General features: G+C 62.1%; 22 protein-coding genes and 1 pseudogene. 11 read left to right on the forward strand and 12 right to left on the reverse strand.

Annotation, left to right across the window (positions count from 1 at the left end; translation table 11 throughout):
• The first annotated feature begins 292 nt into the window (after window positions 1-292).
• Window positions 293-2,080 (forward strand): aspartate--tRNA ligase, encoded by a 1,788-nt coding sequence (gene aspS, locus PWG15_RS04505; RefSeq protein ID WP_275023312.1) that lies wholly within the window; start codon window positions 293-295, stop codon window positions 2,078-2,080.
• A 78-nt stretch (window positions 2,081-2,158) separates the two neighbouring features.
• Here aspS and PWG15_RS04510 read toward each other — a convergent pair whose 3' ends face one another.
• Window positions 2,159-3,361: a serine hydrolase domain-containing protein gene (locus PWG15_RS04510; RefSeq protein WP_275023313.1), complete on the reverse strand. Its 1,203-nt coding sequence runs from the start codon at window positions 3,359-3,361 to the stop codon at window positions 2,159-2,161.
• A 66-nt stretch (window positions 3,362-3,427) separates the two neighbouring features.
• Here PWG15_RS04510 and PWG15_RS04515 point away from each other — a divergent pair, with 66 nt between their 5' ends.
• A complete protein-coding gene (locus PWG15_RS04515) occupies window positions 3,428-4,078 on the forward strand; it encodes a TetR/AcrR family transcriptional regulator (protein ID WP_275023314.1) in 651 nt (216 codons plus the stop codon).
• 16 nt (window positions 4,079-4,094) lie between these two features.
• Here the strand turns inward: PWG15_RS04515 and groL are convergent, their stop codons facing one another.
• The 5 genes from groL to PWG15_RS04540 all read right to left on the reverse strand — a co-directional run bounded on the left by groL (window position 4,095) and on the right by PWG15_RS04540 (window position 10,281).
• Complete coding sequence (gene groL / locus PWG15_RS04520) at window positions 4,095-5,720, reverse strand: chaperonin GroEL (RefSeq protein ID WP_275023315.1); 1,626 nt, start codon at window positions 5,718-5,720, stop codon at window positions 4,095-4,097.
• 112 nt (window positions 5,721-5,832) lie between these two features.
• Window positions 5,833-6,066, reverse strand: coding sequence for a hypothetical protein (locus PWG15_RS04525; protein WP_275023316.1), 234 nt, complete (start codon window positions 6,064-6,066; stop codon window positions 5,833-5,835).
• Window positions 6,067-6,200: 134 nt separating this feature from the next.
• Window positions 6,201-7,208, reverse strand: a complete 1,008-nt coding sequence (locus PWG15_RS04530) for a lysophospholipid acyltransferase family protein (RefSeq protein ID WP_275023317.1) — start codon at window positions 7,206-7,208, stop codon at window positions 6,201-6,203.
• Window positions 7,195-8,628 (reverse strand): cytochrome P450, encoded by a 1,434-nt coding sequence (locus PWG15_RS04535; protein ID WP_275023318.1) that lies wholly within the window; start codon window positions 8,626-8,628, stop codon window positions 7,195-7,197. Before PWG15_RS04535 ends, PWG15_RS04530 begins: the two co-directional genes overlap by 14 nt.
• 453 nt (window positions 8,629-9,081) lie before the next feature.
• Window positions 9,082-10,281, reverse strand: coding sequence for an aq_1923 C-terminal domain (locus tag PWG15_RS04540; protein WP_275023319.1), 1,200 nt, complete (start codon window positions 10,279-10,281; stop codon window positions 9,082-9,084).
• A 425-nt stretch (window positions 10,282-10,706) separates the two neighbouring features.
• On the opposite strand from PWG15_RS04540, the gene parC reads away from it, so the two are divergent.
• Together parC and PWG15_RS04550 are read left to right on the forward strand one after the other, a co-directional pair.
• Window positions 10,707-12,983, forward strand: coding sequence for a DNA topoisomerase IV subunit A (gene parC / locus PWG15_RS04545; protein WP_275023320.1), 2,277 nt, complete (start codon window positions 10,707-10,709; stop codon window positions 12,981-12,983).
• Between the two features lie 168 nt (window positions 12,984-13,151).
• A pseudogene (locus tag PWG15_RS04550) lies at window positions 13,152-13,454 on the forward strand (helix-turn-helix domain-containing protein); the annotation flags it as partial.
• A 124-nt stretch (window positions 13,455-13,578) separates the two neighbouring features.
• Here the strand turns inward: PWG15_RS04550 and PWG15_RS04555 are convergent.
• The 4 genes from PWG15_RS04555 to hemB form a co-directional block, all read right to left on the reverse strand.
• A complete protein-coding gene (locus PWG15_RS04555) occupies window positions 13,579-14,475 on the reverse strand; it encodes a DMT family transporter (protein WP_275023321.1) in 897 nt (298 codons plus the stop codon).
• 3 nt (window positions 14,476-14,478) lie between these two features.
• Window positions 14,479-15,267 carry an arginyltransferase gene (locus tag PWG15_RS04560; protein WP_275023322.1) on the reverse strand — a complete coding sequence of 263 codons (789 nt, stop codon included), beginning with the start codon at window positions 15,265-15,267 and terminating at the stop codon, window positions 14,479-14,481.
• Between the two features lie 141 nt (window positions 15,268-15,408).
• Window positions 15,409-15,873, reverse strand: coding sequence for an RDD family protein (locus tag PWG15_RS04565; protein WP_275023323.1), 465 nt, complete (start codon window positions 15,871-15,873; stop codon window positions 15,409-15,411).
• 145 nt (window positions 15,874-16,018) lie between these two features.
• Window positions 16,019-17,035, reverse strand: a complete 1,017-nt coding sequence (gene hemB / locus PWG15_RS04570) for a porphobilinogen synthase (protein ID WP_275023324.1) — start codon at window positions 17,033-17,035, stop codon at window positions 16,019-16,021.
• 181 nt (window positions 17,036-17,216) lie between these two features.
• Here hemB and PWG15_RS04575 point away from each other — a divergent pair, with 181 nt between their 5' ends.
• The 7 genes from PWG15_RS04575 (at window position 17,217) to PWG15_RS04605 (ending at window position 23,830) form a co-directional block, all read left to right on the forward strand.
• Complete coding sequence (locus PWG15_RS04575; RefSeq protein ID WP_275024355.1) at window positions 17,217-17,654, forward strand: DUF6163 family protein; 438 nt, start codon at window positions 17,217-17,219, stop codon at window positions 17,652-17,654.
• Window positions 17,655-17,784: 130 nt separating this feature from the next.
• Window positions 17,785-18,297 carry a transcriptional regulator LdtR gene (gene ldtR, locus PWG15_RS04580; protein ID WP_057252587.1) on the forward strand — a complete coding sequence of 171 codons (513 nt, stop codon included), beginning with the start codon at window positions 17,785-17,787 and terminating at the stop codon, window positions 18,295-18,297.
• 494 nt (window positions 18,298-18,791) lie between these two features.
• A complete protein-coding gene (locus tag PWG15_RS04585; protein ID WP_275023325.1) occupies window positions 18,792-20,117 on the forward strand; it encodes a L,D-transpeptidase family protein in 1,326 nt (441 codons plus the stop codon).
• 184 nt (window positions 20,118-20,301) lie between these two features.
• Window positions 20,302-21,597, forward strand: coding sequence for a serine hydroxymethyltransferase (gene glyA / locus PWG15_RS04590; protein WP_275023326.1), 1,296 nt, complete (start codon window positions 20,302-20,304; stop codon window positions 21,595-21,597).
• A gap of 10 nt (window positions 21,598-21,607) precedes the next feature.
• Complete coding sequence (nrdR, locus tag PWG15_RS04595; RefSeq protein WP_034803756.1) at window positions 21,608-22,081, forward strand: transcriptional regulator NrdR; 474 nt, start codon at window positions 21,608-21,610, stop codon at window positions 22,079-22,081.
• A gap of 19 nt (window positions 22,082-22,100) precedes the next feature.
• Window positions 22,101-23,210: a bifunctional diaminohydroxyphosphoribosylaminopyrimidine deaminase/5-amino-6-(5-phosphoribosylamino)uracil reductase RibD gene (gene ribD, locus PWG15_RS04600; RefSeq protein WP_275023327.1), complete on the forward strand. Its 1,110-nt coding sequence runs from the start codon at window positions 22,101-22,103 to the stop codon at window positions 23,208-23,210.
• A complete protein-coding gene (locus tag PWG15_RS04605; RefSeq protein ID WP_275023328.1) occupies window positions 23,210-23,830 on the forward strand; it encodes a riboflavin synthase in 621 nt (206 codons plus the stop codon). The genes ribD and PWG15_RS04605 overlap by 1 nt, the downstream gene beginning before the upstream one ends.
• A 91-nt stretch (window positions 23,831-23,921) precedes the next feature.
• Here PWG15_RS04605 and PWG15_RS04610 read toward each other — a convergent pair whose 3' ends face one another.
• On the reverse strand, window positions 23,922-24,272 hold the full coding sequence (locus PWG15_RS04610; protein WP_275023329.1) for a hypothetical protein: 351 nt from the start codon (window positions 24,270-24,272) through the stop codon (window positions 23,922-23,924).
• Between the two features lie 284 nt (window positions 24,273-24,556).
• Window positions 24,557-25,132 carry a GNAT family N-acetyltransferase gene (locus PWG15_RS04615; RefSeq protein ID WP_275023330.1) on the reverse strand — a complete coding sequence of 192 codons (576 nt, stop codon included), beginning with the start codon at window positions 25,130-25,132 and terminating at the stop codon, window positions 24,557-24,559.
• Between the last annotated feature and the right edge of the window lie 5 nt (window positions 25,133-25,137).

Raw genomic sequence — 25,137 nt, forward strand, 5'->3', positions numbered from 1 at the left:
ACTCGGGGGATCACTGTGGGGCCTCCCAATGTGTAGCCCCGCATTCCGTGGCCGGACAGCCCCGAATTATGACGATTGCCGTTCTTTTCGCGGCATTTCGGCCTGCTTCTGTCTCAAGCGGCCTTGGACTGGCCGTTTCCTTGGTTTAGAACGCATCTCCATCACGGGCGGCGGCGGTCGCGCGGCTTGACAAAGCCGGCGCATCATGCGCTTTTCCGCCCGATTTTGACCATGTGCCGCGCGCCGTGTCCCACGAGCCTGCGCGGCTCTTTCGCAATTCCGGGATAAGACGATGCATCGTTACCGCAGCCACACCTGTGCCGCCCTCCGCAAGTCGGACGTCGGCTCCACCGTTCGCCTCTCGGGCTGGGTCCACCGCGTCCGCGACCACGGCGGCGTACTCTTCATCGACCTGCGCGACCACTACGGCCTGACCCAGGTCGTCGCCGACCCGGACAGCCCGGCCTTCAAGGTCGCGGAAACCGTTCGCGGCGAGTGGGTGATCCGCATCGACGGTCTCGTCAAGGCGCGCACCGAAGACACGGTCAACAAGGGCATGCCGACCGGCGAGATCGAGCTCTACGCGCAGGAAATCGAGGTTCTCTCGGCCGCCAAGGAACTGCCGCTGCCGGTCTTCGGCGAGCCCGACTATCCGGAAGACGTGCGTCTCAAGTACCGCTTCCTCGATCTGCGCCGCGACACGCTGCACAAGAACATCGTCAAGCGCACCCAGATCATTTCGTCGATGCGCCGCCACATGGGCGAAGTCGGCTTTACCGAATACACGACTCCGATCCTGACCGCGTCGTCGCCGGAAGGCGCGCGCGACTTCCTGGTGCCATCGCGTATCCATCCCGGCAATTTCTATGCCCTGCCGCAGGCGCCGCAGCAGTACAAGCAGCTGCTGATGGTTGCCGGCTTCGACCGCTACTTCCAGATCGCGCCCTGCTTCCGCGACGAAGACCCGCGCGCCGACCGCCTGCCGGGCGAGTTCTACCAGCTCGACCTCGAAATGAGCTTCGTCGAGCAGGAAGACGTCTGGTCGACCATGGAGCCGGTCATCCGCGAGATCTTCGTCGAGTTTGCCGATGGCAAGCCGGTGACCGAAAAGTTCCCGCGCATTCCCTACGACACGGCGATCCGCAAGTATGGCTCCGACAAGCCGGACCTGCGCAACCCGATCGAAATGCAGGCGGTCACCGAACACTTCGCCGGCTCCGGCTTCAAGGTCTTCGCGAACATGATCGCGTCGAACCCGAAGGTCGAAGTCTGGGCGATCCCGGCCAAGACCGGCGGCTCGCGTGCCTTCTGTGACCGCATGAACGCCTGGGCCCAGAGCCAGGGCCAGCCCGGCCTCGGCTACATCTTCTGGCGCAAGGAAGGTGAAAAGCTCGAAGGCGCCGGCCCGCTCGCCAAGAACATTGGCGAAGAGCGCACCGACGCGATCCGCACGCAGCTTAGTCTCGACGATGGCGACGCCTGCTTCTTCGTCGCGGGCGATCCGTCGAAGTTCTACAAGTTTGCCGGCGAAGCCCGTACCCGCGCCGGCGAGGAGCTGAACCTCGTCGACCGCGACCGCTACGAATTCTGCTGGATCGTCGACTTCCCGTTCTACGAATGGCTGGAAGACGAAAAGAAGATCGACTTCGCCCACAACCCCTTCTCGATGCCGCAGGGCGGCCTGGAAGCGCTCAACGGCGAAGACCCGCTGTCGATCAAGGCCTACCAGTACGACATGGTCTGCAACGGCTTCGAAATCGCCTCGGGCTCGATCCGTAACCAGCTTCCGGAAGTCATGGTCAAGGCGTTCGAGCTGACCGGCAAGTCGCAGCAGGAGGTCGAAGATCAGTTCGGCGGCCTCTACCGCGCCTTCCAGTACGGCGCGCCTCCGCATGGCGGCATGGCGTTTGGCATCGACCGCATCGTCATGTTGCTCGTCGGCGCCCGGAACCTGCGCGAGATCTCGATCTTCCCGATGAACCAGCAGGCCGTCGACCTCTTGATGGGCGCGCCGTCCGAGGCGACCCCAGCGCAGCTGCGCGAACTGGCGATCCGCCCGATCCCGCAGAAGAAGGATTGAGGTCAGTCTGGCCGATGAAATCGAAAAGCCCGGCGGAGCGATCCGCCGGGCTTTTTCGTATCTACGGTTCGGGCCGGTTCAGGGCTTCGCGTAGATCGCGTCGCGGACATCGCGGGTGAATTGACCCCACATGCCCTCGAAGGTCGTGTTCGTCATGGCGACGACGGTGATGTTCTCGACCGGATCGACGAACCAGTTGTGACCGTAGGCGCCGCCCCACTGGATCGTGCCTCTCGACTGCGGTGTGCTGCCGGCCGCGGGATCGACGAGCACGGCCCAGCCGTAGCCGAAACCCCAGCCGGGGCCTTGCGTCTGCGCCTCAGGACCTGTCTGGTCCTGCATCATCGTTTTCACCGTTTCTGCCGACAGGATCGGACCGCCGCCCTCGCGGATGGCTTCAAGGAAAGTGAGCACGTCCTTAGCCGTGCCCGCCATGCCCGCACCACCTGATGGGAACTGTTTGGCATCGAGGATGCGATCGGGCGAGAAGGTCAGTTTGCCTTCGCCGATCGGCACCGCGATGCTTCCCTCCATGCGGGTCGGGGCGGGCACGCCATCGAAATAGGCGGCGGTCAGTCTTTCCGATGGCTTCGTCGAAAAATCGGCGTCAGCCAGGGCCAGAGGCGAAATGACGAGTTCGTCGACAGCCTTGTCGAGCGTCTTGCCGGTGGCCTTCTCGATGACGCCGCCAAGCACGTCGATCGCCACCGAGTAGCGCCAGGTTTTTCCCGGTTCAGACGCCAGAGGTACGCTGGCAATGCGTTTCAGGTTCTCGTCGAGCGTGATGCCCGAGAGATCGAGACCGTCGGATACGCCGGCCTTGCCATAGCTGCCACCCGGCGGCTGAAAGAAGCCGTATTCGAGCCCGGCGGTATGGTTGAGCAGATGACGAACGAGGATCGTTGCCGGCCTGCCGTTGTATGTTGGCTTGAAGTCCGGCAGCCACTTGCTGACCGGCTCGTCGAGCGTGATCCGTCCTTGTTCGACAAGGCGCATGGCGGCCGCGGTCACGAATGGCTTGGTGACGGACGCGAAGCGGAAGATGTCATCCTCCTTCATCGCGCGGCCTGCTTCGCGATCGGCAAGCCCTGCTGCGCGGGAATAGACGGGTTTTCCATCGCGAGCGACGAGGATCACTGTCCCGACGATGCGTTTGTCGGCGATCGCTCTGTCGATCACCGGGTCGAGCCGCGCCTTGAGCGACGCGCTCGGATCATCTGCGAGTGCGGGAGAGGCGAGCAAGAGGGCCAGCAGTGCTGCGCCTTTCAGGTGGAGACTCATCGTGCAAAACCTCCTATAATCACAATGACCATTCCTGAATACGGCAAGGTCTGAAAGAATTCTAGAGTGACCATTGTGAAAAATAGTGAATCCGCAGAATCCCTTGCTCGCCGCCGGGGAAGACCACGCGCTTTCGATCGCGAAGTGGTTTTGGCCGCAGCGGGAGAAACCTTCTGGCGGCTCGGCTACGAGGGGGCCTCGATCGCCGATCTCACAGCGGCTATGGGAATAACGCCGCAAAGCCTCTACGCCGCCTTCACCTCAAAGGCGGATCTCTATCGGGAGGCGCTCGAACAGTATCGGAGGGAGGAGGGCGCAGCCGCGGGCCGAAATCTCGCCGGTGCCGGCCATGTGGTCGAGGTGATCAGCAGGATGCTGCGCGCCTCTGCGCATGAGTTCACGCTCCCCGGCAGACCGAAGGGCTGCATGATCTCAACGGCGGTCCTGACCTGTGCCGTCGAGAACCAGGCGATCGCAGAGCATGTTTCCGCCCTGCGCAGTGAAACATTGGCGCTGCTGGAGGATCGCTTCAGGCAGGGTGCTGTCGACGGGGAATTACGTGCGGACACGGACGTCGCAGGGCTTGCGCGCTTCGTCGGCGCGATCCTCCAGGGCATGACGGTACAGGCGCAGGATGGCGCCGGCAAAGCGGAACTCCTTCAGATCGCCGAACTGGCGATAGCCGAAGTCGCGCGTCACCGGCATCCTTCCGCGTGAGCGGAGAGCCCGCGTGTCAGAAGTCCATGCCGGGACCGGATGGAGGCGTGGGGCCGTTCTTCTTCGGTTTTTCGGCGACCATCGCTTCGGTTGTCACCAACAGACCAGCGACGGAAGCCGCATCCTGCAGTGCCGCGCGCACGACCTTTGCGGGATCGATGACGCCCATACGGAAGAGATCGCCGTACTCTCCGGTCTGGGCGTTCCAGCCGTGGGCAAAGTCACTCTTCTCCCTTAGCTTGCCGACGATGACAGAGCCTTCAGCGCCGGCGTTCTCGGCAATCTGACGCACGGGCGTCTCGACCGCCCGCCGAACGATCTCGACGCCGACGCGCTGATCGTCATTGCCGGCCTTGAGCCCGTCGAGTGCGTGCACGACCCTGAGCAGCGCGACGCCGCCTCCCGGAAGAATGCCTTCCTCTACCGCGGCCCGTGTCGCATGCAGGGCATCGTCGACCCGGTCCTTCTTCTCTTTCACTTCGACTTCGGTCGAACCGCCGACGCGGATCACCGCAACGCCGCCGGCCAGTTTGGCGAGCCGTTCCTGCAGTTTTTCCCGATCGTAGTCGGAGGTCGTTTCCTCGATCTGTGCCTTTATCTGGCTGACACGTCCGCCGATATCCGCCTTCGTCCCGGCGCCGTCGACGATCGTGGTGTTTTCCTTCTCGACCATCACCCGCTTGGCGCGCCCGAGCGTGTCGAGCGTCACGTTTTCAAGCTTGATGCCGAGATCCTCGGAAATGACCGTGCCGCCGGTCAGGATGGCGATGTCCTCGAGGATCGCCTTGCGCCGGTCGCCGAAGCCGGGGGCCTTGACCGCTGCGATCTTGAGACCGCCGCGCAGCTTGTTGACGACAAGCGTGGCAAGCGCTTCGCCCTCCACATCCTCGGCGATGATCAGCAAGGGACGACTCGCCTGGATCACCGATTCGAGAATCGGGATCATGGCCTGGAGGTTGGAGAGTTTCTTCTCGTGGATGAGAATGTACGGGTCTTCGAACTCGACCCGCATCTTCTCCTGGTCGGTAATGAAATAGGGGGAGAGATAGCCGCGGTCGAACTGCATGCCCTCGACGATCTCAAGTTCGATCTCGGCGGTCTTGGCCTCCTCGACGGTAATTACGCCCTCGTTGCCGACGCGTTCCATCGCCTTTGCCAGATAGTTGCCGATTTCCTCGTCTCCGTTCGCCGAGATCGTGCCGACCTGAGCGATCTCCGCATTGTTGGAGATCTTTCGGGCATGGATCTTCAGCTGCGCCACGATCGCCTCCACGGCGAGGTCGATGCCGCGCTTGAGATCCATCGGGTTCATGCCCGATGCGATTGCCTTGACGCCTTCGCGGACGATGGCTTGCGCAAGCACCGTGGCCGTCGTCGTTCCGTCGCCGGCGACGTCGCTTGTGCGTGACGCCACTTCACGCAGCATCTGTGCGCCCATATTTTCGAACTTGTCCTCGAGTTCGACCTCCTTGGCAACGGAGACGCCGTCCTTGGTGACACGCGGTGCCCCAAAGGCCTTGTCGATCACCACGTTCCGCCCCTTTGGGCCGAGCGTCACCTTCACGGCATCGGCGAGGATATCGACACCACGCAGCATACGGTCGCGGGCATCGCTGCTGAACTTGACTTCCTTGGCTGCCATCGTTGACCTCCCTCAACACAAAACACGTGGCCTCATGCTCCCGCCACCCGCCGCGCGGGGGACAACCTTGCATGCAATCGAAAACCTTAAGCGCAGCCTCGGGCCTTCTCGGCTAGGTCGCGAAGTCCTGTTCCTCGTCATTGTCCGGCGTCAGGATATCGATCAACGCCGCAACCCGGCCTGCCGGCAGGTGGCGGCCTTCGCCGATCAGCGCCTCGTCGTTGTTGACCCAGGCGATGGCCTCGGCGAGTTCGCCGGCCGTCGCGCCCGTCGCAAGCAGCTCGGCCATCAGTGTCTCGTCGACCGGGCCAAGGATAGCGGTGATATCCGCGTGCTTCAGTCCCATGGGCTCCTCCTTCCGTTTTATCGGTCGGGAATGCGGGGACCTCGGATCCCCGCCCAAAGTAAATAGGCCGGGGTCTGAAGGCATCAAGCGCTGATCATATCATGGAAGCCAAGAGGGCGGAAAAGCGCGGGACGTCACTCCGGCCGAAGCGCGTTGTCCAGGAAATACCATTGGTCGAGATGTGCAAGGACGACGGGCTCGATCGCATCGTTCAACAGCAGCATATCGTCCACGAGGCGGGCGTTCGGGGTATCCGAAGCGGGAAGCCGGATGGGCTCCAATGCCTGGCATTCGAAACGGAAACCGTTGGTACGCAACCCGTACCAGGGGCAGATCGTGGCACCCGTCATGCGCGCCATGCGGATGGCAAGCGCGAGATTGCCTTCCTGATGCGGCTTGCGGTCGAAGAACGGTCCGCGGATCGTGCCGCCAAAGCCTTCGTCGCAGAACATGCTGACGACGCCGCCGCTCTTCAGGATCTTGATCGCTGGTCGTATTCCTTCCATGCCCGGCGGCAGAAACCGCAATCCGGCCTTGCTGCGCACGCGCTGAGCGATCCACGCTTTGGCGCGGCTCTTCGGGGGGACGTAGAAGGCATGGGGCCGGAGGCCGAGACAGCGGAACGCGATCGTCCCGATTTCCCAATTGCCGAGATGAAGCCCGACGAGGATGACGGGACCGTGGTTCGCCACGTCGCGGATCGGCGCAAGGCCGTCGGTCCGCAACCGCTCGCCATGTCGCTGCAGCCTGTTGATGACGGAAAACTCGGTCATCAACCGTCCCTGGGCCTGGCAGTTTTCGAGAAACAGGGCTTCCTGTTGCTCGGGGCTCAGGTCCGGACGCAGATGCTTGATCGTATCCCGGGCGCGCTGCGTGGCGACCTTGTGAAAGCGTGGCACCGCGAAAAGACCAAGGGCGGCCCCGAGGCGCGAACATGCATCCATCGGCAGGAGTTTCATGCCGAAGTGCGCAGTGAGGTTGGCAAGGTTCGAGAGATTGTCGCTGATCCAGTAACGCCGAAAGGCGCGCGAGCGCTCGCCCCCAGCCAGCGCGTCGGCAAGACGCGGCGCTTGCTCCTCAGCGAAAGTCCAGGCTTTCCGTTTGGCGATCGGTCCCCTTAGGCCAGGATTATCCGGCGCCATGCGACGTGCCTTCTCGCCTGTGCAGAGTGACCGGAAGTCCACCCTTCGGTCTGAGGGTCAGCCGGCAGATCGGCTCGACCGCGTGGCGTTCACGCAGGCGAACCCGGTAGCGCTGGGCGATGATCGCCAGGCAGAGGATCGCTTCCGTCAGGCCGAAATGCAGGCCCGGGCAGACGCGCGGGCCGCTGGCGAAGGGAATGAAGCTGTAGGGTGTCGGGCGCCGGCCTTCGGTGAACCGCTCCGGATGGAAATGGTGCGGGTCTTCGAAAAGGCTTTCCGTGCGGTGCAGGAGCCACGGCACGATCAGGACGAGGGAGCCCGGCTCGGCGGCAACGTCGCCGATCATGTCCGCCTCGCGCGTCTGTCGCGCCAGGATCGGAACCGGCGGGTAGAGGCGAAGCGTTTCCTCGATGACGGCGCGGCACCATTCGAGCTGCGGTACGTCGTCGATCGTCGGCGTCCGGTCGCCACAGACCCTGGCGATCTCGTCGTGCACGGCCGTCTCGATCCAGCCTGCCTTGGAAAGCAGGTACCAGGTCCAGGTCAGCGTCGCCGCCGTCGTCTCGTGACCGGCCATGAAGATGGTCGCGGCTTCGTTGCGCAGGGCGACAAGGTCGAGTTTCAGCTCCGGATTTCGCTGCTGCCGCCGGATGAGCAGTTCGACCATGGAATTATGGTCACCGCGGCCGGCAAGGTGATCCTCCACCACCTTGTCGATGGTTCCGTGGATGCGCTTGACCGAACGGCGCAGGCTCGGTGTGCGCAGGACGGGAAGCCCGTCGTCGAAGCCGAGGAAATAGCCGATATTGATGGAATCGACCAACGACTGGTAGCTCGTGAAGCCCTCGGTAACCGCTGCCGCACTGTCGTCCCCGAGTTGGTTGCCGAAGACGCTGCGCGCGATGATCTCGGCGGTCAGGCCCGCCATTTCGTGCAGGGCGTTGACCTCGGCCCCATCGGGCATCCGGTTCCAGCGCTCGACGAGTTCGCTGGTCGTCTTTTCCATGACGGGACCGAAGGACGGTACCCTCTTGGCGTGGACGATATCGGCTACCAGCGGACGGCGTTGCTTCCAGGTGTCTCCATCCGAAATGAACAACCCGTCTCCGAGCAGAAATTCGAGGGCCCGACGCATCTGCGGGCTCTTGCGCTCGAAGTTCTCGTGCCGCTTGACGACCACCTGCCGGATCAGATCGGGCGAATTGACGACGATGATCTGCCGGCCGAGAATCCGGATTTGCGAGACCTTTTCCGTATAATCGCTGGCGCGCCAGATCGACAGGAAATCCGTGCGCGCTTGAAGCAGGAGCCGTAGTGGCTTACCCGGCGGACCCGAGTAGTAATCGGCACGGACGGGCGCAAACTTCCCCTCCAGCAATTCTTCCCTGAAATTTACAGATTGCTGGAGCCAGGCAAGCATTTACGTCCGATCTGCCGTACGTGAAGGTGATATTCAGGCGTATATTTGTATTTCTTGCGCAGAGTCCGAGAATTCCCCGTCGAGGCTTAAATGCTCTCAAGTTCGCTGGATGTTGGATTCTCGGCCGACTGGGTGTGGCATGCACGATTTTGATGAAAAACGCTATCGCCTGGCGATGAAATTTTCTTGGTGCAGTGAATAGCGGGCAGAGAAAGCAACGGTCGCCGCATCCGACGCACGCGCCTTCAAGACGTATACGGCCCTTGTTCTGTGGCGGGCCGGCGGGTGCAAAAATACAGATCTGTGTGAATGAGGCGAGCCGACGTCCTGCGGACCGCGGAAAACCAGGCTGACCCGCGGAGCCGTCAAAGTTTGCGCGCCCGTTTGGGCGCGCAAAGCTCTTGGCAAGGTCGCTTGCTCCTGTCGGCCGAAGCCAGGAGCAAGCTGTGACGATCAGTCGTTTGCGGTCACCTTGACGCCGAGCACCGACGGAATGGTGTTCGGTGCGCCCATGGCAGCGCCCATGATCATCGGGAATGGAACCGGCTTTTCCGGTGCCGCGCTGATCGTCAGGCTCTTCGGGCCATCGAGATAGGCGTTGACGGCGGCAGACACCTGGTTCTGCAGTTCCGGTACATTGAGCTGCGCCATCATGATCGGGACCAGGCCCTTCAGCGACTGAGCCATCTGCTCGCCCGAAACGCCCTGCTGCGAACCGGCATAGTCGAGCGCCTTCTTGGTGATCGAGGCGTCGTCGAAGCGGATTTCGGCGCTGTTGAAGGTCAGCTGCTGCATCAGGCCCATCATGGCGAGGCCCATGGCCTGGTTGGCCTCTTCCTTGTTCGGATTGGCCTCGGCGGCCTTCATCGCTTCCTGCATCGATTTGACGAAAGCGAGCGTGTAGCCGGAGATGTCGAGGGCGAAGTTCAGTCGGCCGACATTCTTGAAGTCGAGGGCATATTCTTCAAGTGCGACATTGCCGCTTTCGACCTCCCAGCTGCCTTTCATCGTCAAGGCGCCGTCGATCGTGGTGAGGCCGAGCTTTTCGATCGCCTCCTTGGTCTTGGCGTCCTCAACGGTCGACAGGTCGGCCTTGATGCCGGAAGCTGTCGCGTCGAAGTCGAAGCCGGCGTCGTTTTCCTGGCGTGCCAGGTTCGCTTCGGTGCTTTCGAGCGAGAAGACTTCCTTACCCTTGGCACTGAGCGTGATCGGGCCCGTGCTCGCGCTTTCATAGAGCAGGATGTCGTTGATCGTCTCGCCCTTGGCGTTGGCGGGGATTGTCAGCCCGGAAAGCAGGATGTCCTTGACCGAAATGCTTCCCTCGTCCTGGCTGACATTGACGTCAGGGAACGACACGGTTTCCGCGTAGTAGCCACCACCTTCGGTTTCCTCGACACCTTCGAAGGTCAGGTCACCAATCTTCAGGTTCGTCGGTTCGCCCGGTTGGCTGGCGATCTTCAGCTGCACGCCGGTCACCGTCACCTTGTCGCCGTCGACCTCGGCCTTGTCATAGGTGACGGATGTGCCGTTCGCGTTCGTTGCCGCATCGAGCTTCTTCATCAGGTCCGCGCCGTCGAGTGCGAAGGCCGGGCTGGTAAGCGTAAGGAGCGCGGCGCTCGCCATCATCAGGCGGATCTTGCGCGTGTGCATCATTGTCGAGTTCCTTCGTAAAATCTTTGATTGTGTAGCTGTTTCGAAGATAAGGCGTGGCTGATCTGGTTTGTCTCCGCAGAGGGCGTCAACTGGGAGCGAACGGCAGCGTCGGCAGTATTCTGGCGGCCAGTTCGTGTCTTGCAATCCCCCTCACAAATCGTCCAAATCAACTGCAGCCGAAGCTATTACGAAACAGGGCGAAATTATATTCGCTTGGCCAAACCGCACGCGTTCCTGGTCGGGAATGCTTTCCCGGATGTTACCAAGCGCTCGCCTCCGACGCATAGCCGGCCGACCGTTGCACGAACATTGCGCCGGAGCAAGCGTATCGCTTCAGGCGCCAACTGTTGCCTGGCAAGGGGTTCTCCACAATCGCATCCCCTGAAAACCTTGCTGTTCCGGGTTTGTTGCGCTAGCAAGGACCTATGGGACAAAGCCTTAATCCCCCGTCAGGCGGGGACGACAATATTCAGCCGGTTGACCTCAAGGCGGCGCTGGAAGAGCGTTATCTTGCCTATGCCTTGTCGACCATCATGCACCGCGCGCTTCCGGACGTCCGCGACGGGTTGAAGCCCGTGCATCGCCGTATCGTGCATGCGATGAGCGAAATGGGCCTCAGACCCAACTCGTCGTTCAAGAAATGCGCCCGCATCGTCGGCGACGTCATGGGTAAGTTCCACCCGCATGGCGACGCCTCGATCTATGACGCGCTGGTGCGCCTGTCCCAGGAATTTGCAATCCGCTACCCGCTTGTCGACGGTCAGGGCAACTTCGGCAACATCGATGGCGATAACGCCGCGGCGATGCGATACACCGAAGCGAAGATGACGGACGTCTGTTCGCTCCTTCTCGACGGGATCGACCAGGACGCGGTGGATTTCCGCCCCACCTACAACGAGGAGGACCAGGAGCCGACCGTGCTCCCCGGCGCCTTCCCGAACCTGCTCGCAAATGGCGCGACCGGCATCGCGGTCGGCATGGCTACCTCGATCCCGCCGCACAACGCGCATGAACTGTGCGACGCGGCGCTGCACCTCATCCGCCATCCGCAAGCGACCGTCGAAGATCTGCTTTACGATCCGGCCAATCCGCAGAAGGGCGGCATCGAGGGGCCAGACTTTCCGACCGGCGGCGTGATCGTGGAAAGCCGCGAAAGCATGGCCGAATCCTACCGCACCGGCCGCGGCGGGTTCCGTGTCCGCGCCCGCTGGGCCCAGGAGGATCTCGGCCGTGGCGGCTACCAGATCGTCGTCACCGAGATTCCCTATCAGGTCCAGAAGTCGCGCCTGATCGAAAAGATTGCCGAGCTTCTGGTCGCTCGCAAGCTGCCTCTGCTCGAAGACATTCGCGACGAATCCGCGGAAGACGTTCGCATCGTTCTCGTGCCGAAGAGCCGCTCGGTCGATGCCGGCATCCTGATGGAGTCGCTGTTCAAGCTGACCGAGCTTGAGAGCCGCATCTCGCTCAACATGAACGTGCTATCCATGGGGCGCGTGCCCAGGGTCATGGCGCTCAACGAGGTGCTCTCGGAATGGCTGGCGCATCGCCGCGAGGTGTTGCAGCGCCGATCCCGCCATCGCCTGGCGGCCATCGACCGCCGGCTCGAAATCCTTGGCGGCTACCTCGTCGCCTATCTGAACATCGACGAAGTCATTCGCATCATCCGCGAAGAAGACGAGCCTAAGCCGGTCATGATGGAGCGGTTCTCGCTCACGGACCTGCAGGCCGAGTCGATCCTCAACATGCGCCTGCGCTCCTTGCGCCGGCTCGAAGAATTCGAGATCCGCACCGAATTCGATGCGCTCTCGAAGGAAAAGGCCGAGATCGAAGCGCTGCTCGCCTCCGAGGAGAAGCAGTGGCACACCGTCGCCTGGGAGATCGGCGAGGTCAAAAAGAAGTTTGCCAAGGCAACCGAAATCGGCAAGCGCCGCAGCACCTTCGCGGATGCACCGGAGGCTGACGTCGAAGCGATCCAGCAGGCGATGATCGAGAAGGAACCGATCACCGTCGTCATCTCGGAAAAGGGCTGGATCCGGGCGCTGAAAGGCCACATCTCCGACACGTCGTCGCTCCAGTTCAAGGAGGGGGATGCGCTCAAGGTGGCGTTCCCGGCACAGACGACCGACAAGATCCTGGTGTTCACGACCGGCGGAAAGGTCTACACGCTCGGCGGCGACAAGCTGCCTGGCGGTCGTGGCCATGGCGAGCCGCTGCGCATCATCGTCGACATGGAGAACGACCAGGACGTCCTGACCGCCTTCGTCCACGATCCGGCGCGCAAGCTGATCGTCTCGTCCGCTGCCGGCAACGGTTTCGTGGTCACGGAAAGCGATATCGTTGCCAATACCCGCAAGGGCAAGCAGGTGATGAACGTCTCCATGCCGGACGAAACCAAGCTGGTCGTGCCGGTCAAGGGAGACCACGTTGCCGTCGTTGGCGAGAACCGCAAGATGCTCGTCTTCCCGCTCGTCCAGATCCCCGAGATGGCCAGAGGCAAGGGCGTCCGGTTGCAGCGCTACAAGGATGGCGGCATCTCCGACATTCGCTGCTTCACGATCGCAGAAGGGCTCATCTGGGAAGACAGCGCTGGCCGCGTCTTCACCAAGACGAAGGATGAGCTGATCGAATGGCAAGCAGACCGCGCGTCGGCCGGTCGCGTCGTTCCGAAGGGCTTCCCGCGCAGCGGAAAGTTCAGCGGCTGACCCCAAAATACCCGCCGTGCGGCCAATGAGCCGCATGGCCGGTGTCCCGATCCGGGACAGCGAATTTGCGCATTAAGGTATTGGAAATACAGTCGAACCCGAGCAGCAAGCGGCGCTTGTATGTGTCGACGTATCGTGGATCACTGCCCATCCAACAGGATGGATATGATGCCGAATACCAATGCCCTTGACGATGTTCTCCAGGCGCTCGCCAGCCCGGTCCGCCGGCGGATCTTCGAGATCCTCTTTGCAGGTGAGGCGCGTGTCGCCGATATCGCCTCGGCCGTAGCGGTGCGAGGCGAAGAGTTGGAGAAGCACATAGCACTCCTCGAGGCAGCGGGCCTCATCACGCGCCTGCGGCGTCGCGAAGGCGAATCCCTGAGCGGAAATCCGGCGCCTTTGAACGAGGCGGCCACTTGGATCAACACCAATCGCGAGCTTTGGGCGATGCGGGTGGAGATGCCGGAAACCCGGCTGGCTGCAGCCGCGCCTGGAGCTGTGCCCGAGCGGACGCCGATTCGCGACCGCCGCAGCGAAGCCGAACAGAAGTTGCGCCGTCCCCGGCCAACCGGTCCGCGCCGCGAAAACTAATGTGTTACTCGGCGCAGGCCACGGCGGATCTCAGCGCTCTGTTGCGCATCTGCCAGAGTGAATGACCGATGAGCGCGAGGATCAGGATCGCGCCACCCATCAGGGTCTGCGTCGTCGGTGTTTCGGCAAAGACCAGCCAGACCCAGATCGGCGCCAGGATCGTTTCCAGCAAGTAGAACATGCCCACTTCCGGTGCGGAGAGATAGCGCGGTCCCGTCGCCAGGCAGAAGAAGGCGAGCGGGATCATCACCAGACCGTTGAAGAAGATATAGCCGGGTTCCGCAATTGTGAATCCCGCAGGGGGCAGCATCAACAACGCGACCGCTGCCGGGAAGATCGCCGTGACCAGCGGCACCAGCGCCATGTCGCGCTTGCTTGCGCGGCTGATCGTGATCGCGCTGGCAAGCAGGAAGGCGGACGACGCCGCCATCGCATCGCCGAAGAGGTGGCCGCTTTCCAACCCGTCCTGAACGATCAACCCGACGCCGAACACCATGACCAGCATCGTCACGAGTGTGGCGTTCGATGGTCTTTCCTTCAGGAAGATCCAGGACAAAATGGCAGCGAACATCGAGGTGAAGGCGAGGATGAAGACCACATTCGCCGTCGACGTATTGAAGACGGCGAGCAGGAACGTGCAGGAATTGATCCCGTAGAACAGGCCGACGACGAGCCCGGTCTTGCCCGGCATCAGCGAGATCTTCCGGCCGAACACGCGGTTGATCACGAACCAGGCACCGAGCGCGACCACGAAGGTCGACAGGCTGCGCACAGCCAGCAACGACCAGACATCGCCACCGGCGGAGCGGATGAGCGGGACGTCGAAGGAAAGGGCAAGGCCACCGAGGCCGGTGATGGCAAGGCCGCGCCGGTGCATCGCGGCATCAGAAGATGAACTCAATTTCTAACCCGTTTTCTCAGGAGCGGCTTCCAAGGTGGTGTCTCCGCCTTCATAGCGTTCCCAGCCACGGGCCATAAGGTGTTCTTGCGGTAAAAACTTTGTCTTGTACCCCATCTTCCGCGATCCCTTGACCCAGTAGCCAAGATAGACGTGGGGAAGGCCGCGCTCGCGAGCGCGACGAATGTGGTCGAGAATCATGAACGTGCCGAGCGAGCGATCTTCACGCGCTGGGTCGAAGAAGGAGTAGACCATCGAAAGGCCGTCGCCCATGCGATCGGTGAGGGCTGCGGCAATCAGCGGCCCGCGGGCTTTCTGGCTGATGCCGTCGCCTTCAGCCCTTAGGCGGTACTCAATGATCTTCGTGTGCACGTGCGTATCTTCGACCATCATTGCATAGTCGAGCACCGACATGTCCGACATGCCGCCCTTCTGATGCCGGCGGTCGAGATAGCGGCGGAACAGATTGTACTGTTCGCTGGAAGGCTCAGCCGGATACTCCGCCGAGATCACATCCTGATTGGTGGCAAGGACCCGGCGCATGGAGCGGGTGGGCTTGAACTCGTTGGCGAGAATGCGCACCGAAATGCAGGCCCGACAGGTCTCGCAGGCGGGGCGGTAAGCGATGTTCTGCGAGCGGCGAAAGCCGCCTTGCGTCAGGAGATCGTTGAGTTCCGGCGCACGCTCACCCACCATGTGGGTGAAGACTTTTCGCTCCATCTCGTTCGGCAGATATGGGCAGGCTGCCGGCGCAGTCAGGTAGAATTGCGGAGACGGTGCGGTCTGTGTGTTCATCGAGTGCGGAGGTCACTCTTCGCCTGGTTGTTCATGACAATAGCATGGCGGAAGAATGGAAAACGTCAACTCACTCGTTTGCAGCTTCCGCCTCCGCCGGCCAGTTATTTTAGCGTTGCCAACAATAGACTGCGCTCCCGGTCAGTACATGTCGCGGCGGACCGTGACCGTGCCGATCAGGAGGTCGTGCAGCAGGCGGCTTCGGTCGGTAAAGAGACCGATAAGCAGGATCAGCGGCGTGAGCAGCGCGTTGGCGATCCAGAAGATGACGAGGTGGACGATGGCGGTCAGGAAATCCATCGGACGTCCGTCGGTGCGGGCGATCGCAAGGCCCATCATCCGCATGCCTGGCGAGGCCTGCTCGCGACCGCCGACGGTCAGCCCGAAATAGAGCATCGCCACGATCGCAAAGAGCGCCGGGTAGAGCAAGAAGCCGAGGCCGAGCGTGAGGATGCCGAGGAAAAAGACGACGACCGCCGCCGGGATCCACAGAAGCGCGATGATGGCGTAGTCGAGCAGGAAAGCGAATATGCGTCGGGACAGCACGCCCTGATAGGCGCGCCAATCATTGCTCGGCAGCCTCAGTTCTTCGTTGTGCATGGTCATCCGTTTAAGCCTCGCTTGGTTGCACCAAGGATATGGGATGGTGATGCCTGCAAAACAAGGATCGACGGGCTCACCACTGCGCAGTCAGCCTTGTCAGCCGCGCAAAGGGCGCCTTGGAACCTTGATTGGCAGCATAACCTTGGGCCTAGCGGCCCTTGGCAAGGATGCGAGCCACTTCGACGGCGAAATAGCTGAGAATGCCGTCGCAGCCGGCGCGCTTGAAGGCGAGCAACGTTTCCAGCATCACCTTCTCACCGTCGATCCAGCCGTTGGCGGCGGCCGCTTTGACTTGCGAGTATTCGCCGGAAACCTGATAGGCGAAGACCGGCAGGCCGAAGGCCTCCTTCATGCGCCAGCAGATGTCGAGATAGGGCAGACCCGGCTTTACCATTAGCATGTCGGCGCCTTCCTCGACGTCGAGGGCCGCATCGCGGATCGCTTCGGTGCCGTTGGCCGGGTCGATGTAATAGGTCTTCTTGTCGCCCTTGAGCAGCCCGCCGGTTCCGATCGCCTCGCGATAGGGACCGTAGAAGCCTGACGCGAATTTCGTCGCATAGGACATGATGCCGACATTCTGGTGCCCGGCCGCGTCAAGCGCCTGGCGAATGGCGCCGATGCGGCCGTCCATCATGTCGGAGGGAGCGATGATGTCGGAGCCGGCGTCCGCCTGGGCAACCGCTGCTCTTGCGATCATCTCGACGGTTTCGTCGTTGACGATCTCGCCATTGCGTAGGATGCCGTCATGGCCATGGCTGGTGAAAGGATCGAGCGCGACGTCGGTGATGATGCCGATTTCGGGTACGGCCTTCTTGAAGGCGCGCGTTGCTTCGTTGATCAGGTTGTCGGCGGCCAGGCTGTTGGAACCGGTCTCGTCGCGCAGCGACATCTCGATGTTGGGGAAGGTGGCGATCGCCGGGATGCCGAGGTCGGCCGCTTCCTTGACCGCTTCGACAGCCTTGTCGATGCTCATGCGGTTGACGCCCGGCATGGCGTCGATCGGCTGAACGATGTTACTGCCGGGAACGATGAAGATCGGCCAGATCAGATCGTCGACAGTCAGGCGGTTTTCCTGCACCAGGCGCCGTGTCCAGTCGGCCTTGCGGTTGCGGCGCATGCGGCGGTGGCCGGTGATCCTGTCCACAAGATTTGTCCTGTCGTTCATCGTGCCCACGCCTTTCCGGTCAAAATCGTCGTTGGCCAAGCGCTTTACCATGGGGCGGCTGCCATTGGGAACCGCGGGACGGGCGAACGGGCTGCGGCATTTCTTCTCTTTAAAGGCGTCGGCAGGGGAGGGGGCGTGATCCCGCTGGCGGATGAAGAAGACCCGCCCTATCTTGCCGGCCATGCTTCATGATTCTGCCCATGTGCCGAAACCGTCGCTGACCGAAATTCTCTTCGGCGTCTTCCTGCGTCTGGTCTCTGCCTCGTGCATCTGGTTCGCGCTCAACTACTGGGCCATGCTGATCGGCTTTTCCCATGGCGGCGCCGGTCGTTTTGATCTGTTGTCGCCGGAGTGGCGAGCGGCCGCGACGGCGCTCGCCGTCGTCTATCCCGTTGCGGCGCTCGGCCTCTGGCTACTCGTCTCCTGGGGGCCTGTAGTCTGGGTGGTCGCAGCAGCGATTGAGATCGCCATGTATGAGTTCTACCCGGCCAGTTTCGGCGCCCGTCCGCTGCTGGTCGTGCTGCATGTGGCGGTTGCCGTGACCTTCGTTCTTTTCCGGGCGGCACTCCTCTATCAGCGCTGGCGGCAGGCCAAGCAGGTAAGAGTTGATTCACCCTGAGACAGGCTCGCCAAATGGCAAGCTCTTGTTAAGGCTGCGGTTTAAGTAGAATTTTAGACGTATTCGATAGGGTCTCACTCAAGGCGGGAAGACAAACAGACACCGCCAAACAAAACAGTGAGGCAGTCAAATGAACACCAAGATGAAGCCGCAGGCGGCTCAGCCGAGAGACCCACAGGAAGAAACCATCCGCGGTCTCTACATGGAATCCCTCCACCTCGTCGAGCGTCTGCACCGCCGTCTGCTCGACGTCATCAAGGACGAGTTCGACCGCGAAGGTCGCAGCGACGTCAACGCCGTTCAGGCCCTGTTGCTCTTCAACATCGGCAACTCGGAACTGACGGCCGGTGAACTTCGCTCCCGCGGCTACTACCTCGGCTCGAATGTCTCCTACAACGTCAAGAAGCTCGTCGACCTTGGCCTGATCAACCACCAGCGCTCGCGTGTCGACCGCCGTTCGGTCCGCATCAGCCTGACCGAGGACGGCCAGGAAATCGCCGAAACCGTCGCCAAGCTCTACGAGCGCCACATCGGCTCGATCCAGAAGGTCGGCGGCATCGGTTCGGACGAGTTCACCCAGATGAACAAGCTCCTCCAGCGCCTCGATCGCTTCTGGAACGACTCGATCATGTACCGTCTCTGATCCAGACAAAACCTCCAGTTCAAGGGTCGGGCGCAATCCCTGCGTGTCCGACCTTTGCCGTTTGTCGGCCAATCGTTCTGTTGCTCAAAGGCCGCACCGGTTCGGCGCGCCATTCCAGCCTTCGGACGGTGTTCCAAACGGAAAATATTATAAAATCAAAATGTTATCGCCCGCGGCTCGCCCGCCAACTCGTCCGTTGCAGCGAAAAGCAAAAGGCGTGCCATGTCGCCCTTCAGTCGCTCCGAGACACGAATTGGCCATATTGCTGTGACAGCGACGACGACATGCGGTAGGTGCGGCCACGTGTTTTCTGACGTGTGGATTCGTTTCGCGTTTCGCCTGCCGGATGAGGGTCCTCACTCGCGGTATCGTGAAATCATGTGAGGGCAGGGTGGCTCGTTGGTTGACCTTTGTTAACCACGATCGTGTTAGGGCTCCGGCAACGTGCGTGTCAGCGCATAGGGCGCGTGCCAACGCATTGGGATGGTAGGAATATGTCGAAAAAGAATGGAATTGATGCATTCTCGCGCCGCGCCTTTCTGCGCTCGGCAGCAACCTTCGGCGCTGTGGCAGTCGCCGGCGCGGCAAGCGCTCAGGATGCCCTGAACGAGATCATCAATTCGCCACGCCGCGGCTCCTGGGACGATCAGTATGACGCCAAGGCATCGCGTACCGCGACGACGGTCGTTTCGAACACTCCGGTCTTCGGCCCGGAAACGATCGCCCACGTGCAGCAGGCGATCTTCGACTACCAGAACATCGTTTCGCAAGGCGGCTGGCCGATGGTGCAGACCAGCGTCAAGCTCGAACTCGGTGTGACCGATCCTTCGGTACAGCAGCTCCGCCAGCGTCTGATGGTTTCCGGTGACCTGCCGCAGTCGGCTGGTGTTTCCTCGTCCTTCGACAGCTACGTCGAAGGCGCGGTCAAGCGCTTCCAGGCCCGTCATGGCCTGCCGCCGGACGGCGTGATCGGCGAGTACACGTTGAAGGCAATCAATGTCGACGCCAACACCCGCCTCGGCCAGCTCCAGACCAACCTCGTTCGCCTGCAGTCGATGTCGGGCGAACTCGGCCGCCGTTACGTGATGGTCAACATCCCGGCCGCCTATATTGAAGCTGTCGAGAACGGTCGCGTGGCGCTGCGCCATACGGCAATCGTCGGCAAGATCGATCGCCAGTCGCCGATCCTCAACTCGAAGATCTACGAGGTCATCCTCAACCCCTATTGGACCGCGCCGCGCTCGATCATCCAGAAGGATATCATGCCGCTGATGCGCAAGGATCCGACCTATCTGGCGCGCAACTCCATCCGCCTGTTCGACGGCAGCGGCGGCGAAGTTTCGCCGGAAACGGTCGACTGGAACGCCGAGAAGGCACCGAACCTGATGTTCCGCCAGGACCCGGGCAAGATCAACGCGATGTCGTCGACGAAGATCAACTTCCACAACGAGCATCAGGTGTACATGCACGACACGCCGCAGCAGGGCCTGTTCAACAAGCTGATGCGCTTTGAATCGTCCGGTTGCGTTCGCGTGCAGAACGTGCGCGACCTCTCGACCTGGCTGCTCAAGGATACGCCCGGCTGGTCGCGCCAGCAGATCGAGGCGACGATCAAGACCGGCGTCAACACGCCGATCACGCTCGCCGAGGAAGTTCCCGTCTTCTTCACCTACATCACGGCCTGGTCCGCCAAGGATGGTGTGGTGCAGTTCCGCGACGACATTTACCAGCGTGACGGCGCGACCGAGCTCGCGCTCCAGTCGCCCTATGGCGTGGAACAGTCGGCCGGTTCGGTCGACCAGGACGCATTGCCGCAATAAGCGAAATTGCGACACGAGATCGATTGGCCGCGCTTCCCCCCGGAAGCGCGGCTTTTTCGTGGGCTGAACCCCGCGCTATTTCGGCGCGGCAGATGGGGGAAATGACGCAAACCGCACAGCAGATATTGCTCTCGCCGTGCGAGGAAGCTAAAGAACTGCCACCCTTGAGAGGAGCCTCGCGCCGATGCCTGCACAGACCAATGACGCCTTCTTCACCCGCTCTCTGGCCGACAGCGATCCGGACATCTTCGGTGCGATCGAGAAGGAGCTGGGTCGTCAGCGCCACGAGATCGAGCTGATCGCCTCCGAGAACATCGTTTCCCGCGCCGTGCTCGAAGCCCAGGGCTCGATCATGACCAACAAATATGCCGAGGGCTATCCGGGCAAGCGCTACTACGGCGGCTGCCAGTTCGTCGACATCGCCGAGGAATTGGCGATCGAGCGCGCCAAGAAGCTTTTCGGCGTCAACTTCGCCAACGTTCAGCCGAACTCCGGTTCGCAGATGAACCAGGCCGTGTTCCTGGCGCTGCTGCAGCCGGGCGACACCTTCATGGGCCTCGACCTCAACTCGGGCGGTCACCTGACGCACGGCTCGCCGGTCAACATGTCCGGGAAATGGTTCAACGTCGTTTCCTACGGCGTGCGTGAAGACGACCACTTGCTCGACATGGACAACGTTGCCGAACAGGCGCGCAAGCACAAGCCGAAGCTGATCATTGCCGGCGGCACCGCTTACTCGCGCATCTGGGACTGGAAGCGCTTCCGCGAGATCGCCGACGAAGTCGGCGCCTGGCTGATGGTGGACATGGCCCACATCGCTGGTCTGGTCGCCGGCGGCCAGCATCCGTCGCCGTTCCCGCATTGCCACGTTGCCACCACGACCACGCACAAGTCGCTGCGCGGCCCCCGCGGCGGCATGGTGCTGACCAACGACGAAGATATCGCCAAGAAGATCAACTCGGCCGTCTTCCCGGGCCTCCAGGGCGGCCCGCTGATGCACGTCATCGCCGCCAAGGCTGTTGCTCTGGGTGAAGCGCTCGATCCGTCGTTCAAGGACTATGCGGCCCAGATCGTCAAGAACGCTCGCACGCTCGCCGAAACGCTGAAGGCCAACGGCCTCGACATCGTCTCCGGTGGCACCGACAACCACCTGATGCTCGTCGACCTGCGCAAGAAGAACGCGACCGGCAAGCGCGCGGAAGCCGCCCTTGGCCGTGCCTTCATCACCTGCAACAAGAACGGCATTCCGTTCGATCCTGAAAAGCCCTTCGTCACCTCCGGCGTCCGCCTCGGCACGCCGGCCGGCACGACCCGCGGCTTCAAGGAAGCCGAGTTCAAGGAAATCGGCGAGCTGATCGTCGAAGTCCTCGATGGCCTGAAGGTCGCCAACTCGGACGAGGGCAATGCTGCCGTCGAAGCCGGCGTTCGCGACAAGGTCGTCAAGCTGACCGATCGCTTCCCGATGTACGGCTACATGTGATCGATCGCTCATGCGCTGCCCCTATTGCGGTTCTGAAGACAGTCAGGTGAAGGATTCCCGTCCGGCAGAGGACGGGAATGCCATTCGCCGCCGCCGGATTTGTCCGGATTGCGGAGGTCGTTTCACGACCTTCGAACGGGTGCAGTTGCGTGAACTGATGATCATCAAGAAGACCGGTCGGAAGGTGCCTTTCGACCGGGACAAGCTCTTGCGTTCTTTCGAGATCGCGCTCCGCAAGCGCCCGGTCGATCGCGACCGCATCGAGCGGGCGGTCTCCGGTATCGTGCGGCGCCTCGAAAGCTCCGGCGAGACCGAGATACCCTCGGAAGAAATCGGTCTTCAGGTGCTGGAAGCGCTGAAGAGCCTCGATGACGTTGCGTTCGTGCGCTACGCCTCGGTCTACCGCGACTTCTCGCATGCCGAGGATTTCGAGAAGGTCATCACCGAGATCAGCGCCAAGATTGCGCGCGATCCGGGCGAATAGGCGAAAGCTGGATAGAGCCATGGCAGGACCCACCCGTGAAGACGAGAGGTTCATGGCCGCGGCGCTGAGGCTGGCCCGCCAACATCTCGGACAGACATCCACCAATCCCTCGGTCGCTTGCCTGATCGTCAAGGACGGCGTCATTGTCGGCGGTGCGGTGACGGCGCGAAGCGGCCGTCCGCATGCCGAAACCCAGGCGCTTACTGAGGCCGGCGAGGGGGCGAGGGGAGCGACCGCCTATGTGACGCTGGAACCTTGCTCGCATCACGGCAAGACGCCGCCTTGCGCCGACGCCCTTGTCGCATCCGGCGTCGCCCGCGTGGTGATTTCGATCCTCGATCCGGACGAGCGCGTCGCCGGTCGCGGCGTCGTGCGCCTGCGCGATGCCGGCATCACCGTCGATATCGGCGTTCTACATGACGAAGGGCAGCACGCGCTCGAAGGCTATCTCATGCGGCAGGTAAGCCGCCGGCCCTATGTGACTCTCAAGCTTGCGGTTTCCGCTGACGGCATGATCGGCCGCAAGGGGGCAGGGCAGGTCCGTATCACCGGCCCGATTTCTCGCGGGCAGGTACAGATGCTACGGGCTGAGACCGACGCGATCCTGGTCGGGATCGGCACGGCGACGGCTGACGACCCGGAACTTACCGTGCGGCTGCCGGGGCTCGAAAATCGCTCGCCGCTGCGCATCGTCCTCGACCGCCGGCTCGACCTACCGCTCGCATCGAAGCTGGTGCAGACAGCGCGCAATGTGCCGGTGATCGTCGTCTCCAGTGACGGATCCGGCGATGGGGACGCGGATGTTGATGGTGGCCGAGCAGCACGCAGGGCGGCCCTGGAGGCCACCGGCGTCGAGGTGCTCGAAGCCGGTTCGATTGCGGACCTTCTGGCGGCCCTCGCCTCGCGTGGTATCTCCTCGCTGATGGTCGAAGGTGGAGCGGTCGCAGCGCGCGCCTTTCTCGATGCGGACGTCGTCGACCGTATCCAGCTTTACACCGGGCCGGGGACGATTGGCGAAAACGGAATTGCATCCCCATTTGACCGTAGGTCCGTGCCGAAGGGCTTCCGGCGTACCGCCGAGGCGCGCTATGGCGAGGATCTGTTCGAGGAATACGAAAGAGAGAACTGATGTTCACAGGCATTGTTACCGATATCGGCACCGTCGATGCCGTTACCCCGCTAAAGGAAGGCATCAAGCTGCGTGTCGCCACGAGCTATGATCCCAAGACCATCGACATGGGTGCCTCCATTGCCCATTCCGGCGTGTGCCTGACGGTGACCGCTTTGCCTGAGGCCGGCAGCAACGAGCGTTGGTTCGAGGTCGAGGCCTGGGAAGAAGCGCTGCGGCTGACGACGATTGCGGGCTGGACGAAGGGCACGCGGATCAACCTCGAACGGTCGCTGAAGATCGGCGACGAACTCGGCGGCCACCTGGTCTCTGGCCATGTTGACGACAAGGCCGAAATCCTATCGGTGGAACCGGAGGGCGAGGCGGTGCGCTTTCGCCTGCGGGCACCCGAGCATCTGGCAAGGTTCGTGGCTCCGAAGGGCTCCGTCGCGCTCGACGGTACGTCGTTGACGGTCAACAAGGTCGATGGCGCCGAATTCGACGTGCTGCTTATCCGTCACTCGCTCGAGGTCACGACCTGGGGCGAACGCAAGGCGGGTGATTTTGTGAACTTCGAGGTCGACACCATGGCTCGCTACGCGGCGCGTCTGGCCGAATTCCCGGCGCCCAAGCCAGCGTGAGCGGACGTTCGAGGTTCGTTGCCGAAAATATCTGAAAGGCAAACCGCCCCCGATTGGGGGCGGTGGCGTTTTGAAAGCGGCAGTTGGCGGTTCAGCGGAGATAGAAGGTCAGGCTGCCATCAGCCGCCTGTTCCGCGCCGGCGATGTTGCTCATTTCGACGTTCTGGGCCTTCAGCTTGGCGGCCAACGGCTTGTTGGCGTTGACCGCGGCGTGCAGCGACGAGAGCTGTTGCGGCGTGGCTTCTTCGATCCACATGCGCGTCTGGCTCGATTCCTTGAGCGTATTGACGTCAACGACGGTGAACTGGTCGCCCTTGAATTCGCGAACCGTGTGGTCGATCTCGGCCGGCCAGTTCATTGCGGCGCCTGCCGCGTAGGAGACGCCCCCGAAAGAAAGGGCGGAGAAAGCAGCGATGACAGAAAGCTTGGCTATGCGGTTCATGGTCATGCTCCTTGGTTGCTTGCGACAATCGTGACGGCCGGTCTCCACCCGAACGCAGGACCCTTGTAGATCTCGGGGGCAGGTCTCCACCTCGTGCCGCAGCGGCCAGCAGAGGTCGATTGCGGATTGCATCACCCGCATTGAGACGTGCTGGACTGTTTCGACTGATTGGGGCGGCGTTTCCTCGGCTTGGGGCGGGGGCGCGTCGTGCCAACGCGTAGGAAACTGGGCCGGAATCTGGCCGTTTCCGTGGCACCAAGAACCCGAAAACAATTAAAAATTGTTCATGTTACGGCGTGCGCACGCATCTTGTTCGTGGTGGACGGAGCCGTTGCCTTCTGGTGGCGTTCAAACATGATCACGTGATTGCCGTGATAGGTCGTTCGCCAGAATTCCTGGAAGCCGTGCTTTTCCGCGACACGAATGGAGGCGTGATTTCCGATGTCGATGATGCAGGTTTTGCGCAGTGTCGGGAACTGCTGGTCGGCCCATTTGAGCGCCGCGCTGACGGCCTCGGTTGCCAGGCCCCGGCCATGAGATCTGGGCGACAGCGCCCATCCGGTTTCCATCGTCCCCTCGAGTGACGGCGTGATGGCGCGGTGTACGTCGTGAAACCCGGCCTCGCCAAGAAAGGCGCCTGTTTCCCGATCCTGGATGGCAAAGAAGCCAAAGCCGAAATAGTGCCACATGCCGACCTGGCGCAGGAAACGGGTCCAGGATTGTTCGCGCGTAAACGGCACACCGCCGACATAGCGGATAACCTCGGCATCGCCGAACAGCGCGGCGTAGGAGGGGAAATCGTCGCGGCGATAGGGGCGCAGGACGAGGCGGTCTGTCTCGATGATAGGCACGCTATGCATGTTCG

Source organism: Ensifer adhaerens, from assembly GCF_028993555.1.
Taxonomy (GTDB): Bacteria; Pseudomonadota; Alphaproteobacteria; order Rhizobiales; family Rhizobiaceae; genus Ensifer; species Ensifer adhaerens_I.

Bases quoted from the DNA above. Each gene is read 5' to 3' on its own strand.
- PWG15_RS04610 (WP_275023329.1), bottom strand. From the start codon at position 24,272: ATGAACCGCATAGCCAAGCTTTCTGTCATCGCTGCTTTCTCCGCCCTT.
- ribD (WP_275023327.1), top strand. From the start codon at position 22,101: ATGGCAGGACCCACCCGTGAAGACGAGAGGTTCATGGCCGCGGCGCTG.
- groL (WP_275023315.1), bottom strand. From the start codon at position 5,720: ATGGCAGCCAAGGAAGTCAAGTTCAGCAGCGATGCCCGCGACCGTATG.
- PWG15_RS04605 (WP_275023328.1), top strand. From the start codon at position 23,210: ATGTTCACAGGCATTGTTACCGATATCGGCACCGTCGATGCCGTTACC.
- PWG15_RS04525 (WP_275023316.1), bottom strand. From the start codon at position 6,066: ATGGGACTGAAGCACGCGGATATCACCGCTATCCTTGGCCCGGTCGAC.
- PWG15_RS04540 (WP_275023319.1), bottom strand. From the start codon at position 10,281: ATGATGCACACGCGCAAGATCCGCCTGATGATGGCGAGCGCCGCGCTC.
- parC (WP_275023320.1), top strand. From the start codon at position 10,707: ATGGGACAAAGCCTTAATCCCCCGTCAGGCGGGGACGACAATATTCAG.
- PWG15_RS04575 (WP_275024355.1), top strand. From the start codon at position 17,217: ATGCTTCATGATTCTGCCCATGTGCCGAAACCGTCGCTGACCGAAATT.
- hemB (WP_275023324.1), bottom strand. From the start codon at position 17,035: ATGAACGACAGGACAAATCTTGTGGACAGGATCACCGGCCACCGCCGC.
- nrdR (WP_034803756.1), top strand. From the start codon at position 21,608: ATGCGCTGCCCCTATTGCGGTTCTGAAGACAGTCAGGTGAAGGATTCC.
- PWG15_RS04560 (WP_275023322.1), bottom strand. From the start codon at position 15,267: ATGAACACACAGACCGCACCGTCTCCGCAATTCTACCTGACTGCGCCG.
- ldtR (WP_057252587.1), top strand. From the start codon at position 17,785: ATGAACACCAAGATGAAGCCGCAGGCGGCTCAGCCGAGAGACCCACAG.
- PWG15_RS04530 (WP_275023317.1), bottom strand. From the start codon at position 7,208: ATGGCGCCGGATAATCCTGGCCTAAGGGGACCGATCGCCAAACGGAAA.
- PWG15_RS04565 (WP_275023323.1), bottom strand. From the start codon at position 15,873: ATGACCATGCACAACGAAGAACTGAGGCTGCCGAGCAATGATTGGCGC.
- aspS (WP_275023312.1), top strand. From the start codon at position 293: ATGCATCGTTACCGCAGCCACACCTGTGCCGCCCTCCGCAAGTCGGAC.
- PWG15_RS04510 (WP_275023313.1), bottom strand. From the start codon at position 3,361: ATGAGTCTCCACCTGAAAGGCGCAGCACTGCTGGCCCTCTTGCTCGCC.
- PWG15_RS04585 (WP_275023325.1), top strand. From the start codon at position 18,792: ATGTCGAAAAAGAATGGAATTGATGCATTCTCGCGCCGCGCCTTTCTG.
- glyA (WP_275023326.1), top strand. From the start codon at position 20,302: ATGCCTGCACAGACCAATGACGCCTTCTTCACCCGCTCTCTGGCCGAC.
- PWG15_RS04615 (WP_275023330.1), bottom strand. From the start codon at position 25,132: ATGCATAGCGTGCCTATCATCGAGACAGACCGCCTCGTCCTGCGCCCC.
- PWG15_RS04535 (WP_275023318.1), bottom strand. From the start codon at position 8,628: ATGCTTGCCTGGCTCCAGCAATCTGTAAATTTCAGGGAAGAATTGCTG.